The 13390-nt window shown below is 63.3% G+C and carries 15 protein-coding genes and 1 tRNA gene; 8 read left to right on the forward strand and 8 right to left on the reverse strand.

All coding sequences use genetic code 11. The features are described from left to right. Window positions 1-43: 43 nt before the first annotated feature. From ACVILI_RS02815 to ACVILI_RS02830, 4 genes are all read right to left on the reverse strand, one after another. Window positions 44-1597: a M81 family metallopeptidase gene (locus ACVILI_RS02815; RefSeq protein ID WP_019861900.1), complete on the reverse strand. Its 1554-nt coding sequence runs from the start codon at window positions 1595-1597 to the stop codon at window positions 44-46. 20 nt (window positions 1598-1617) lie between these two features. Continuing rightward, on the reverse strand, window positions 1618-2442 hold the full coding sequence (locus ACVILI_RS02820; protein WP_038653518.1) for a carbohydrate ABC transporter permease: 825 nt from the start codon (window positions 2440-2442) through the stop codon (window positions 1618-1620). A gap of 11 nt (window positions 2443-2453) precedes the next feature. After that, complete coding sequence (locus ACVILI_RS02825) at window positions 2454-3323, reverse strand: carbohydrate ABC transporter permease (RefSeq protein WP_010912213.1); 870 nt, start codon at window positions 3321-3323, stop codon at window positions 2454-2456. Between the two features lie 97 nt (window positions 3324-3420). After that, window positions 3421-4653: an ABC transporter substrate-binding protein gene (locus ACVILI_RS02830; RefSeq protein ID WP_019861903.1), complete on the reverse strand. Its 1233-nt coding sequence runs from the start codon at window positions 4651-4653 to the stop codon at window positions 3421-3423. A gap of 181 nt (window positions 4654-4834) precedes the next feature. On the opposite strand from ACVILI_RS02830, the gene ACVILI_RS02835 reads away from it, so the two are divergent. The 3 genes from ACVILI_RS02835 to ACVILI_RS02845 are packed head-to-tail and all read left to right on the forward strand — an operon-like array spanning window position 4835 to window position 7599. Further along, on the forward strand, window positions 4835-5605 hold the full coding sequence (locus ACVILI_RS02835; RefSeq protein ID WP_038650403.1) for an SDR family NAD(P)-dependent oxidoreductase: 771 nt from the start codon (window positions 4835-4837) through the stop codon (window positions 5603-5605). A gap of 2 nt (window positions 5606-5607) precedes the next feature. Beyond that, the gene (locus ACVILI_RS02840; RefSeq protein WP_038650405.1) at window positions 5608-6675 is read left to right on the forward strand and encodes an ABC transporter ATP-binding protein; all 1068 of its coding nucleotides are present in this window, start codon (window positions 5608-5610) and stop codon (window positions 6673-6675) included. Window positions 6676-6717: 42 nt separating this feature from the next. Beyond that, window positions 6718-7599, forward strand: coding sequence for a MurR/RpiR family transcriptional regulator (locus ACVILI_RS02845; RefSeq protein WP_019861906.1), 882 nt, complete (start codon window positions 6718-6720; stop codon window positions 7597-7599). Window positions 7600-7800: 201 nt separating this feature from the next. Here ACVILI_RS02845 and ACVILI_RS02850 read toward each other — a convergent pair whose 3' ends face one another. Both ACVILI_RS02850 and ACVILI_RS02855 read right to left on the reverse strand, forming a co-directional pair. After that, a complete protein-coding gene (locus ACVILI_RS02850; RefSeq protein ID WP_019861908.1) occupies window positions 7801-8112 on the reverse strand; it encodes a DUF167 domain-containing protein in 312 nt (103 codons plus the stop codon). 13 nt (window positions 8113-8125) lie between these two features. Then, window positions 8126-8416, reverse strand: a complete 291-nt coding sequence (locus ACVILI_RS02855; RefSeq protein WP_027047523.1) for a YggT family protein — start codon at window positions 8414-8416, stop codon at window positions 8126-8128. 147 nt (window positions 8417-8563) lie between these two features. Between ACVILI_RS02855 and ACVILI_RS02860 the strand changes: the two genes are divergently transcribed. The 5 genes from ACVILI_RS02860 to ACVILI_RS02880 all read left to right on the forward strand — a co-directional run bounded on the left by ACVILI_RS02860 (window position 8564) and on the right by ACVILI_RS02880 (window position 11926). Next, window positions 8564-8639, forward strand: a tRNA-Ala gene (locus tag ACVILI_RS02860). Window positions 8640-8966: 327 nt separating this feature from the next. Continuing rightward, the gene (locus ACVILI_RS02865) at window positions 8967-9716 is read left to right on the forward strand and encodes a helix-turn-helix domain-containing protein (protein ID WP_019861910.1); all 750 of its coding nucleotides are present in this window, start codon (window positions 8967-8969) and stop codon (window positions 9714-9716) included. A gap of 412 nt (window positions 9717-10128) precedes the next feature. Then, window positions 10129-11187, forward strand: a complete 1059-nt coding sequence (locus ACVILI_RS02870) for a SagB/ThcOx family dehydrogenase (protein ID WP_457102320.1) — start codon at window positions 10129-10131, stop codon at window positions 11185-11187. 66 nt (window positions 11188-11253) lie between these two features. Then, the gene (locus tag ACVILI_RS02875) at window positions 11254-11499 is read left to right on the forward strand and encodes a hypothetical protein (protein WP_019861913.1); all 246 of its coding nucleotides are present in this window, start codon (window positions 11254-11256) and stop codon (window positions 11497-11499) included. Between the two features lie 106 nt (window positions 11500-11605). Then, window positions 11606-11926, forward strand: a complete 321-nt coding sequence (locus ACVILI_RS02880; RefSeq protein ID WP_038650409.1) for a hypothetical protein — start codon at window positions 11606-11608, stop codon at window positions 11924-11926. A gap of 45 nt (window positions 11927-11971) precedes the next feature. On the opposite strand, the gene ACVILI_RS02885 is transcribed toward ACVILI_RS02880, so the two are convergent. After that, window positions 11972-12922 carry a TonB family protein gene (locus tag ACVILI_RS02885; protein ID WP_038650411.1) on the reverse strand — a complete coding sequence of 317 codons (951 nt, stop codon included), beginning with the start codon at window positions 12920-12922 and terminating at the stop codon, window positions 11972-11974. Next, entirely contained in the window at window positions 12919-13386 is a 468-nt protein-coding gene (gene exbD / locus ACVILI_RS02890) for a TonB system transport protein ExbD (protein WP_038650413.1), read from the reverse strand. The genes ACVILI_RS02885 and exbD overlap by 4 nt, the downstream gene beginning before the upstream one ends. Window positions 13387-13390 lie beyond the last annotated feature (4 nt).

Below are 13390 nucleotides of genomic sequence, written 5' to 3' on the forward strand. Positions count from 1 at the left end.
CGGCGCGCAGCGCCGAGACGGATGAGGGGTGTTCCAGGGAACGCTAACGCCTCACTCCGCTGGAGTACCCCTCATCCGTGCCTTCGGCTCCCCCTTCTCCCACAAAGGGAGAAGGGGGAGCCTCATCCCTCCACGGATCCGCCACCCTAGGCCATACAGGCCGCGTCAGCTTCCTGTAATCGGTCACCGCCGGATTGCTCGGATACGAACTCGGCGCCGTGACGTAGATGATCTCCGCCGCGATCGGCTCGAAGCCGGCATAGAAATGGTTGGTCGACTTGATCAGCAGCATATCCTTGGCCAGCGGATCGACGCCGATATTGGAAAAAATGTCCGGCTCGAAAGTTTGCGTGCGGTTGGTGTTGAGGATGATATCGACCTCGGTGCCTTCGATGCGGATCAGCGCGGTCGGCCCGAGCGTCACCCGGCTCGGCCCGAAACTCTGCCAGCCCTCGGTAACGGCCTTCAGCACCTTGACGCGGGCGTCGATCGGCTCACCCGCCTGCGGCCCGGCCTTGCCGCCGAAACGCAGGTCGATGACCGCGCCCTCGCCGGCCGCCAGGCAGAAGGTCACCGCGATCGGGTCCCAGATCGTCGCCACGCCGAATTTGTCGAGGCCGCACCCCAGCATCTGGCGCAGCACGAAGGTGCCGTCGCCGGGAACGCCGCCGCCGGGATTGTCCCAGATGTCGGCGATGACCACCGGCTTGCCGGGGTTCTCTGCACGCACCGCCAGCGCCCGGTCGATACCGTCGGCGGTATCGAGCATCGTCATCGCCGTCTTTTCGCGCAGTTCGTAGAGCTCGCGTCCCAGCCTCTCCGCCAGCGCGTCGCCCCTGGCCTTGTCATTGTCCGTGACGACAAGGATGCGCGTGCCCATTTCCGGCACGTCGGCGGCCATGAAGCCGTGGATGACGGAAACCGACAGCACGCCGTCCTTGCCGTGCAACGCCTTGATGCGGTCGACGAAGGAGCGCATCGGCTCGCGGCTGGTCGGCAGCACCTGGATCATCCTGCAGTCGAACGTCGAGATGACAGGCTTGATCTCGCCGCGCGCGGCCGCCAGCCCAAGCTCGACAACATGTTCGCCGCGCTCGTAGAAATCGGTGTGAGGGAATTCGAGGAAATAGGCCATGATATCGGACGCCGCCACGCGCTTAGGCGTCAGGTGGCTGTGCGGATCGAATTCCGAGGCGATCACCACGTCAGGCCCGACAATCCCGCGCACACGTTCCAGCAGGTCGCCTTCGCAATCGTCATAGCCTTGCGCCACCATGGCGCCGTGCAGCCCGAGAATGACCGCGTCGACCGGCAGTGCCGCCTTCAACTGGTCGAGGATCTCGTCGCGCAGCGCCTCGAAGGTCTGCCGCTGCACCAGGCCGCCGGGCTCGGCCCAGGTCGCGGTGCCTTCGATCACGGTCAGCCCTTCCTTGGCCGCACGCCGGCGCAAGGCGACGATCGGCGACGAGCACAGCGTCGGTGTCTCCGGATGCTTGCCCGGTCCGGCATAGAAGGCCATCTCGAACGAGGCCCGGTCCGTCGGCACCGGCGAAAAGGTGTTGGTTTCCGTCGCCAGCGAGGCGGTGAAGATGCGCATGAAAACTCCACGATATCAGGCTATTTGACGGCCCCGAGCGCCAGGCCCCGGACGAGGTAGCGCTGCAGCCAGATGAACAGGATCGCTACCGGCAATGTCGCCAGCAGTGTCGCCGCCATGACGTGATGCCACTCGATCGTGTAGCGACCGGCGACGAGAGAAAAGACCTGGATCGGCAGCGTATAGCTTTCCTGGCTGCGCAGCATGGTCAGCGCCACGACGAACTCGTTCCAGGCATTGATGAAGGTGAAGATGGCGGTGACCGCGATGGCCGGCAGGCAGAGCGGCAGGAACACTTTGCGCAAGGTCAGCCAGCGGCCGGCGCCTTCCATCCAGGCGGCCTCTTCGAGGTCGCGCGGAATGGTGTCGAAATAGCTCTGCAGCATCCACACGGTGAAGGCGACGTTGAAGGCCATGTAGATGAAGCCGAGCGCCGTCGTCGATTCCACCAGCCCCCATGCGGCCATCAGCCGGAACAGGCCGAGCACCAGCACGATCGGCGAGATCATCTGCGAGATCAGCAGGAACTGGCGGAAGGCGCCGTAGCCGGCAAAGCGAAAGCGCGACATCGCGTAGGCCGCGGGAACGGAGATAAGGATGGCGCCGACGGTGGCGATGACCGAGACATAGAGCGAATTGGCCAGTGCCTGGCCGAAGCCGGTCGCCACCCACATGTCGGCAAAATTCGACCAGCGGAACTCGCTCGGCCACCATGTCGGCGACAGCACCTCCTGGCGCGGCTTGACCGCGGTGAGGAACATCACCGCGAAGGGAAAGATCGTCACCACGATCAGCGGCGCCAAAAGCAGCCAGGCGATGACGGTGCGTTTGAGCTTGCCCGTCATGAGCTTGTTTGTCATGCGCGCTGCTCCCGCATCGCCAACCGCACATAGATCATGGTGAAGACCAGCAATATGGCGAACATCACCAGCGACACCGCCGAGGCCTCGCCCAGTTTGCCGATGCGGAAGGCGAGCTTGTAGAGGTGGGTGACCAGGATGTCGGTCGAGTTGGCCGGCCCGCCCTGCGTCATCACCCAGATGATCGGGAAGGAGTTGAAGACGTAGATGGTGTTCAGCACGATGGCGATGTTGATGAACGGCTTCAGCAGCGGAAAGGTGATCTCGCGGAACTGCTGCAGCGGCGTGGCGCCCTCGAGCGCCGCCGCCTCGTAGAGATCGTCCGGGATCGACGACAGGCCGCCGAGGAAGATCGTCGTGGTGAACGGCACCGTCACCAATATGCCGATCAGCACCTGCATCGGGAACGCCGTCTCGGCGCTGGCCAGCCACTGGATGTTGTGGTCGATCAGGCCAAGGCCAAGCAGCGCCGAATTCAGCATGCCGCTTTCGCCGCTGAGCGCCCAGCGCCAGACCACGGCCGTCATGGTCAGCGACACCGCCCAGGGCAGCATGATGATGACGCGGGCAAGGCCGCGGCCATAGAAATCGGTGTTGAGGATCATCGCCACCGGCACCGACAAAAGCAGCGCGCCGCCGACCACCAGCACGGTCCACACACCGGTGCGCCAGAGTGCCGCGACGAAATCGGGATCGGCGGCAAGCGACGCGAAATTGGCAAGGCCGCTGAACTCGCGCAACTGGCCGAAGCGATTGACGTCATGCGTCGATATCTGGATCAGGTCCCAGACCGGCCAGAAGATGACGACCGCCGCCAGGAACAGGCTGGGCAAGGTCAGGAGATAGGGCAGGAAACGATTTTGCATCGGCTGGCCTGGCTGGCGAATCCAAAATTCGCATCTGCAAGATGTGGCGCGCCCCGCCTGAGTCTGGGGCGCGCCACGGGGCGCAGGGAGATACGCCCTATTTCTTCAGCACTGCATTGGCCTTCGCCGCCGCGTCCTTCAAGCCTGCCTCCGGGTCGCCGCCGAGATAGATCTTCTGCATGGCATCCGAAGTGATCTGGGCAACCTCTTCCCAGCCCGGGATGACCGGCGCGAAGCGGGCGTCGGGCAGCAGCGCGGTGAAGGCGGCCAGATCGGCGTTGTTGACGTAATAATCCATCTTGGCCTCTTCCTTGTTCACCGGCAGGAAGCCTTCGCCTTGCGTGAACTTGGCGCGCTGTTCCGTGGTGAACAGGAAGTCCATCAGCTTCCAGGCCTCATCCTTGTTCTTGGAGTTCTTGAACATGATCATGGAATCGGTGACGCCATAGGTACCGCGCGCCCCGGTCGGGCCGGCCGGAATGGCGGCGACGCCGTATTTGAGCTTCGGCGCCTCGTCCTTGATCTGGTTGGACAGGAAGGGCGCGGTGATCATCATGCCGACCTTGCCCTGCTTGAACAGGTTCTGCACGTCCTCCCGGTTGTTGGAGGTCACACCTGGTTCGGTCAGCCCCTCGTCGATCATCGACTTGTAGAGCTTGGCGGCTTCGAGCGCGCCCGGCGTGCCGAGGCCCGACGTGCCGTCCTTGTTGAGGATTTCCGAGCCTTGCGACCACATCGCATAGTAGTAATAGACGTCGGTCTCGATCTCCTTGCCCTGCAGGCCGAACCCGAAGGCGCCGGATCCAAGCGCCTTGATCTTGCGGGCATCGTCCTGCAGCTCGGTCCAGGTCGCCGGCGGCTTGGCGATGCCGGCTTTCTCGAACAGTTCCTTGTTGTAATACATCGCGCGCGCCGAAGCGGCGATCGGCAAGCCGTAGGTCTTGCCGTCCATGATCGAGGGCGACAGGAAGGTGTCGATGAAGCGGCCCTTGAAGTCTGGCGTGATGTAGCTGTCTAGCGGTTCGGCGACGCCCTGCTGGACGAAGTCGATCAGCCAGCGCGTGCCGATGATCGACAGATCCGCATTGGTGCCGGCGGTGATGTCCGTAGTCAGCTTCTGCAGCAGCACATCCCACGGCACGACCTCGAACTTTATGGTGATGCCGGGGTTCTTGGCCTCGAACTCCTTCTTGACCTCTTCGAAATACGGACCGGTCTTGGCGCTGTATTCGGCGACGGTTACGCGTACTTCACCCGCATTCGCCTGCGCCGCGAAGGCCAGCATGCTCATTCCGGCCATCAGGCCGACAGTCCATTTGGCAAGGCTCATCTGATCTCTCCCATTGTTCCGCGCATTTGCGCTCCTTGTGCCGATACCAGGCACAAGATTTATGTGACTTTCCTACATTATCGAGGAATTCACGGCATGCAAGCGGATTATCATGTTGCTTAATTACATTCCTTTCGGTAGCCTGCCGACATCTGCCTGACCTGCGGGAGGAGCAAGCGCCGTGGTTTCGAAAGCCGAATTCGAAGGCCGCACTGTCGTCGTCACCGGTGCCGGCGGCGGCCTTGGCTCGGCGATCGTCGCATTGCTGGCCGGAAGGGGCGCCCGGGTGGTTGGCTGCGACCAGTCGCAGGAGGCGCTGGCAAGCCCGCACCTTGCCTCGCGCCATGTCTTCAACCTTCTCGACCGGGCTTCGATCGAGGCGGGGATCGCCGCCGTGCTGGATACTGACGGCGTGCCCGACATCCTGATCAACAATGCCGGCTGGACGCGCGCCGAGACGATTTCCGCGCTCGATGCCGACAGGATCGAGCACGAGCTCGACCTCAATCTGACCGGGGTGATGACTTTCGCCGACCCTATCGTCAAGGCAATGGCGGCGCGCAGGTCAGGCAGCGTCGTCTTCATCTCCTCCGTCAACGCCATCGCGCATTTCGGCAATCCGGCCTACGCCGCGGCCAAGGCCGGTATCAACGCCTATGCCAAATCGATCGCCGTCGAACTCGGCCGCAGCGGCGTGCGCGCCAATGTCGTCTGTCCCGGATCGATCCGCACCGCCGCCTGGGACCATCGCCTGGCCAAGGACCCGGAAATCCTGGGCAAGCTCAAGCGCCTCTACCCGCTCGGCCGCATCGTCAACGCCTCGGAAGTGGCTGAAGCCGTGGCTTTCCTTGCCTCTGACCGCGCATCGGGCGTAACAGGCGTGGTGATGCCCGTGGATGCCGGACTGACCGCCGGCTGCCTGCCATTCATCGACGACATATTGGGAGCGTGACCATGACCGACGTCCTGTTTCGCAACCTGTCGAAATCCTTTGGCCAGCACAAGATCCTCGAGGACATCAACCTCGACATCAGGAGCGGCGAGTTCGTGGTGCTGGTCGGCCCGTCCGGCTGCGGCAAGTCGACCTTGCTGCGCATGCTGGCCGGCCTGGAGACGATCAGTTCCGGCGACCTCATGATCGGCGGCACGCGCGCCAACGATCTGCCGCCGCAGCAGCGCAACATCGCCATGGTGTTCCAGTCCTATGCGCTGTTCCCGCATTTGAAGGCCTCCGACAATATCGGCTTCGGCCCGAAGATCCGTGGCGAGAGCCGCGCCGCCATCGACGACAAGGTCAAGAAGGCCTCCGCGGTGCTCAACCTCTTCTCCTATCTCGACCGCTACCCCCGCCAGCTCTCGGGCGGCCAGCGTCAGCGTGTCGCCATGGGCCGCGCCATCGTGCGCGAACCCTCGGTGTTCCTGTTCGACGAGCCGCTCAGCAATCTCGACGCGCAGTTGCGCGTCCAGATGCGCACCGAGATCAAGGCGCTGCACCAGCGGCTGAAATCGACCATCGTTTATGTCACCCACGACCAGATCGAAGCCATGACCATGGCCGACCGCATCGTCGTGATGGACCGCGGCCGGATCCAGCAGGTCGGCGCCCCGCTCGAACTCTATGACCGGCCGGCCAACAAGTTCGTCGCCGGCTTTCTTGGCTCGCCGTCGATGAGCTTTGTCTCCGGCGCCCTCAAGGCGACGCCCGAGAAAAGCTGGTTCGAATCGGCCGGCGGCGGACGGCTTGCGCTTGCCGGCAAGGCGGCACCGGCTGGCAATGCGGTGGAGGCCGGCATCCGGCCCGAGCACTTCATCATCGGTGAGGCCGCCGATGCCATGGCGCTCAAGGTGGATGTCGTCGAGCCGACGGGCTCCGAGACCCATGTCTATGGCGCCATCGGCACCGATACGGTGCGCGCCGTGTTCCGCGACAGGGTGCCGGTCAAGCCGGGTGACCTGCTGCCGGTCTCGGTCGATCCCGGCAACATCCATCTGTTCGACAAGGCGACGGGCCTGCCGCTATAAGGCCTGCCCCGAGGGCAACGGCATGAAGACGAAACAACAGACATGAAGACGCCGGCCGACATCATCACGCGGCTGCAGCTGATGTCGCAGGACGGCACCAAGTCGGATCGCCGGCTGGCCGGCCTTGTGCTGTCCGATCTCGATTTCGCTTCCAAGGCGGCCATCTCCGAGATTGCCGCGCGCGTTGGCGTCAGCGAACCGACGGTGACGCGCTTTTGCCGCAATCTCGGCTGCGAGGGCCTGCGCGACTTCAAATTCTACCTGGCGCAGGCCATCGCCATTGGCGGCCAGTATCTGTCGCCCGAACCGTTGAGTCGCGACGCGCGTGAGCAGCGCATCGCCTCGGCCATCACCGAAGCGGCGATCTCGGCCATCCAGCGCGCCAGCGAGAACCTGGACATGACGACGCTGGTCGCCGTCGCCGAGCGGCTTGCGACGTCAGGCAATGTGCTGTGCATCGGCTCTGGCGGCATCTCCTCGATGATGGCGACCGAGATGCAGAATCGGCTGTTCCGGCTTGGCCTGCCGGTGCTGGCGCAGATCGATGGGCAGTTGCAGCGCATGTACGCCGCCGTAGCCACGCCGGAAACCACGCTGGTCGCTTTTTCGGTGTCCGGCTATGCGCGCTCGGTCATCGAGGCGGTGCAGGTCGCCCAGCAATATGGCGCCACCACGGTCGCCATCACCGCGCCCGATTCGGCGCTGGCCAAGGCCGCCGACACGGTCATCCATTTGCAGCCGCTCGAGGACGGCAACATCTACAAGCCGACATCGTCACGCTATGCGCTGCTGGCGATCGTCGACATGATCGTGACATCGGTTGCCGAGACGCGCGGTCCGAAAGTGCTGGAGAATTTGCGCCGCATCAAGCAGAGCGTGAACACGCTGAAGGTCGACGATCCAAGGCTGCCATTGGGGGATTGAAGGCGTCCCCGGGGTGATCGCGCCGGGCGAAGCCCCTCACCCGGATTGCCAACCGAATTGCAAAAGACAATTCGGGGCAATCCGACCTCTCCCCAAGCGGAGAGGAGGTAGCCACCGCCGGCGCTTTCCTCGTCTCCCCTGGGGGGAGAAGGTGGCCGCGAAGCGGCCGGATGAGGGGGCACCGCCTAGCAGAACTAGGCTCTATGGGCCGAGCGCCTCAACGCGCTGCGCCAGCGCCTCCGGATCGCCCACGATGCGCACAGTCTTCAGCCGGCTCGTGCCGCCAGCGACAACCGAAACGGCCGATGCCGGCACGCCCAGCGTCTTGGCGACCAGTCTCTCCAGCGCGTGATTGGCGGCGCCGTTTTCCGGCACGGCGCGGACCCGCGCCTTCAAATGGCTTCGCCCGTCCGCCGCCGTTTCGACGCCTTCCAACCTGTCCATGGAAGATTTAGGTGTCAGCCGCACGAACAGGTCGATGCCGTTCTCACGGATGCGGAACGGCGCGCTCATGCGATCGTCGGGCTCAAAGCACCAGCGGTGCTACCGTGGTGAGAATGAACTGCCTGACGAAGAACAGGATCAAGAGCAGGATGATCGGCGAGATGTCGATGCCGCCAAGGTCCGGCATGAAGCGGCGGATCGGCCGCAGCGCCGGCTCGGTCAGCCGGTAGAGCATGTTGCCGATGCTGCCGACGAACTGGTTGCGCGAATTGACGACGTTGAAGGCATAGAGCCAGGAAAAGATCGCCGAGGCGATGATGATCCACCAGTAGAGGTCAAGCGCCATGACGATGGTTTGAATGAGGGCGAGCATGCCGGTCTCCAATTGTTGCCGACATGTAGCCATTGCACGCCAAACCGGCAAGGGCCGGCAACCGAAGCATCAGGCAACAGGGATTTTCGGCAAAACCCCGCCTTGACAGAAATCCGCCGTGCCAGATAAATGCGCCATCCGTTGGACGGGGCTGTAGCTCAGCTGGGAGAGCGCGTCGTTCGCAATGACGAGGTCAGGAGTTCGATCCTCCTCAGCTCCACCAGCGGAATAATTGGTTTTCTGCTTTTTCCGCCGCGCCGCCAGGGCGAATGGTCGTCCCATGCCTCGTCATGCGGCGCTGCGTGCCAATTCCACCCCAAAGAAAGCCGCACGCAATTTCGCGACCTCCGGGGCTAGGCAATTGTCAATTGGACTTATGGCGATGGCCGTTGCCGGATCGCCGCTATTTTTTTTGGAAGCCGCCCCATTAGAGTGGCGTTCTCAAATCGGTTTTTTCTGTGTGTTGTGACAAGGCGTTTCGGCGGGGCGACCGAAGGCGCTACAGGGATTCCGAGTTTGAAATGAAGAATTCGCCTGCGAAAGCAAAGACGTGTCCATTCGCGAGAACCTCGCTGCAAATCTCCGACGACTCTGCAAGGACCATGCCTCCGTTAGCGCGGTATGCCGTGAGTTGGGCATCAACCGCACGCAGTTTGAGCGATACCTGCAAGGGCAGACCGTTCCAAACAAAGCCACCGCCAAGCTGATCTGCGACTACTTCCGCATCGACGAGGCCGAACTCTACCAGGACCCTGGTACCCCCGAGCACAGGGCTCCCGGTCTGCCGCCGATTTCCGAAAGTCTGTTCAACCAGATGATCCGCCCTCCCGCCCCGTCGATCGCGGGCGGTACCTATTTCACCTACTTTTCCATCCCCGCCCGTCCCGACCTCCTGATGCGGTCGGTGACCTTCGTGCGTCGCGAGGCCGAACTGGTCACATTCCGCAGGGTCACCGGGTGGTCGGAGCGCCGTGGCTCGACATGGGCGCGGGCGCGCGGCAATCACTATGGCGTGGCCATCTCGCGCCTGAACTGGATCTATTTCAGCGGCGTCAACCGTCGTCAGACCGGCGAACCGTCGCTGATTTCCGTGCAGTGGGCTCCCATCTCCGAACCGGTGCTGACGGGCAAGGCCATGCTTCTAACAGAGGCCGGGCCGGCATTCGTATCGGTCATCATGCGGCAGGATATGTCCGGCATCCGGCCACGGCATGCGATCCGCATGGCGCATGTCGTCAGGCTCGACGATCCCGGCATCGATCAACTCGTCGCCAGCCTCGCCCGGGACGGACTGGCTTAGTCGCCAGGTTACGCTAAATAAGAATAAGGATATCCTGAAAAAGCGTATGGTAACGATTGCCTACTCCATATCTGAGTAAAATCGATATTTTAGACTTTATCGCCAAGAAAGATATTTTAGATAACACTGCCTTTACTACAATTTTAACAAACCATTAACTCTTTCGACCTTACCTTTCTTCACGCGGATCCCGCTGCCGGGGTCTTTCAACAGATCCCATTGGGGGTCGGGAAAGGGACAAAAATGGCCAAGAAAGTGAACAATGCCCCGAAGCTGACGGTCGCCGCGGGCACGCAGACCGTCTTCTTCTCGCAGGGCATGCACTACAACAAGCGCTGAAGCCGTTCGGCGCCGATGGGCGGTTCGCCTGTCGGCGCCTCGCATTCACAAAACGGCATTCAGCATCATGAAAATGCGCTCTTCAAAAACGCTCGTCCTCTATCCCGGGACCAACAAGGTCACGGCCTGCAATTTCCTGACCCGAAGCGTCTTCGAATGCAGCCCCGACGTGATCGGTCTCCTCGCATCCTGGGACGAATGGGCCTCTCCCGCGGAAATCTCGCGCGCTCACGGATGGTCGACGTCCGACCTGAGCGCCGTCGTCCCGCAATTGCTCGATTTTTCCGCCCTGGTCACCGCCGGCTCACCGCTGGCCGAACAGGAAACAAGATTCTCCGGACAGTGGAACTGGGGCATCCCGACCGCGCTGATGCACTTCTGCGTCCAGGACTCGGAGTTCATGACCATTGAACAGGCCGAGGCCCGCCAGATCGAACGCGCCGGCCATGTCGCACAGCCCGACCTCATGCTCAAGAATGCCGCCGGCGCCATTCGGCTGCCGAACGCACTCGACGACAACGAACTCCTGACCCTGATGGCGCGGCGCCGCACCAACCGCACCGCGGCCGCCCCCACCATCACCGCGCGGCAGCTTTCCGACTGCCTGTTCGCGGGCATGGGCATTACCGGCGAGACCAGCAACTGCGTCGGCGCCCTGCCGCTGGGCATGACCCCTTCGGGCGGCGCACGCAACCCTTACGAGGCCTATGTGGTTGCGCTTGGCGTCGAGGGCCTGGAGCCCGGCGTCTACCACTATTCCGCCGCCGATCACGACCTCGGCAGGATCTCGGCCAACCATCTGCCGAAGATTTCCGAACTGGTCGGCGGTCAGGAATGGGCTGATGCCATGCCTTGCCTGATCCTGCTTTGCGCCAGGCTCGACCGCACCATGTGGAAATATGAGGATGCCAACGCCTACCGCGTCGTGCTGATCGAGGCGGGCCATATCGGCCAGAACATGATGCTGGCGGCGACCAGGCATGGTCTGTCGGCCTGCCCCACAGCAGCGCTCAGCCATTCGGCGATCAAGCGTCTTCTCGGCCTCGACCGTCTCACTGATGCACCCATCTATGCGTTGACCCTTTCGACCCCGGAACCAAACCCGCATTCGGTGGGTCGGTCCGTTAATTAGCCGTCTTAGTATGTCCGTGTAGCCAATACGCGTTCCCTGAGTTCCATCCGATGACAGGAGAAGCACGTGGCCAATCAGTCCCTACGTCAGTCAGAGATCGATAGCCTTCAATATATCGCGACAATGAGCAATGAGCTCGTGCAGATGGCCGAAGCAAGCCGTTTTCCCATGATCTCCTACCTGCTCGGCATGGCCTATGCCGAGGCCTTCGACGTCCTGCGCGGCGCGCAGCCGGCAAGGCATGCGCAGCTCAGCGGCAACCCGATGCATACCAAGCCGAAGGACAACCACGCTCAGCAAAGGAGAGCGTAGCGGATGCAACACGCAGCCGTGTGCGCGCCGGCGCTGCGATCCCCGCCTTGATCGCCCGCGGCCCGCAAATGGACTTCATGCATAGAGATTCGAGGGGGACCCGCCAATGAACATGATCGCACCCATCAGGAGCGCCGACGCCAGGAACAGCATCTTCGGCCGGCTCCAGACCCTGATCGCCAGTCGGCCGGCATCGCCGGATGCCGCACGCGCCGAGGCCCGGCAACTGATTTCCCTGGCGATGGCCGACACCTGGCAGGCAGACGGCCTGTGGGGCGCGGCGGACGCCTTCCACGCCCATTTCGACTTCATGATGCAGACCATCGAGATCAACGGCGCCGACGATCCAAACCTCAGGACACTGCGCACGAAATGCCGCTTCTACCTGGATCAGGTCGAAGCGCTGTGCCAGTCGATGAGCCATTGACTGCGGTCCTCACAAAGATCGGACAGCACGGGTCGGGCCTCTGCTCTAATCCCGCAAATTGAACACGAACGGCGCCGTGCGGCTGACGCGGGAACCGAGCTCCGGCGGCGGTGCCGGCACCGTTGCGCCCTGCAGCACGGCGAGCGCGGCGCGGTCGAGGTCGGGATCGCCCGAAGAACGCGCCACGCGCGCCGACACCACCCTGCCGGATGCGTCCACCGCGAAGGCCACGTTCACATTGCCCTGCGCTCCCCTGGATTTCGCAGCACTTGGATAACGCTTGTGCCGATTGATCCATGCCGCCAGCCGGGATTCCCACTTGGCCGGGCTTATGCCCGAGAACCCTGCCGCCGCTTTCGGCGCGGCCGCCCTTGCCGCCGGCCTTGTCTGCGCGCTTGCGGTGGCAACCTTCCTTGCCGGCTCGGCCTTTTTCTTCCTTGGCCGCGGCTTGGGTTTCTCAGCCGGGTTTTTCGCCTTGGCCTGGACCAGCTTCTTTTCCTTGGCTTCTTCGACCGGCTTCGGCTGCGGCAACGGAACGACGACCTCGGGCGTGACGGCCTCGACGACATCGGGAATGACCTCGTCCGAGGGCGGCTGATCGGCCGGTTCGGGCTCGGCTGTCGTGGTCAGCTCGGTCTCGTCGGGCGGCACCATTTCCGGTTGCTCGGCTGTCGGCTCGGTCTGTTCGATCATCTTCTCGGGCTCGGCTTCGGCGACCCTCTCGGCCTCCTCGACTGGTTCGGCCTGGTCGGGCATCGCTGCTTCAAGCATCGCCGCCTGTTCGGGCACGGCCGGCATCACCGTCATCGGCACCATTTCGATCATCGGAGCCCGCAGCGGCCCGCCATCCGTCTCGATCGGACTGAAGCTCTGCACCGCATAGGCGACTGCGACATGGGCGCCAAGCACCAGCACCGCCGCACCCGTCCACAAGCCAAGATCGCGCCAGCCGAAGCGCGACAGGTAAGTCGTGGGCGGGGCCGCCGCCTGCGTCATGGCGCGGCCGTTCCCGCGGGAGCGGGTGCCGGCGCATTGGTCGCGGGCGCCGTCTCCAGGCCGACCAGCGCGATCTTCAGATAGCCGGCGCCGCGCAGCAGGTTCATGGTCTCCATCAGGTCGCCATAGGCGACCGCCTTGTCGGCGCGCAGGAAGATGCGCGTCTGCTTGTCGCCCCTGGTCCTGCTGTCCAACGTGGCCGCGAAGGCCGGGCGCGGCACGCTGTCGTTGTCGATAGCCAGCGTAAGATCATCCTTCAAGGTCAGGAACAACGGCGTTTCGGGTCGCGGCGCGGGCGTCGCCGTCGAGCCCGGCAGGTCGACATTGACGTCCACCGTCGCCAACGGGGCGGCGACCATGAAGATGATCAGCAGCACCAGGATGACGTCGATGAAGGGCGTGACGTTGATCTCGTGGCTCTCCTCGAGATCGTCGTCCAGGGTCTGGCGGATTCTGCTTCCCATGGCG

Source organism: Mesorhizobium sp. USDA 4775, assembly GCF_054062655.1.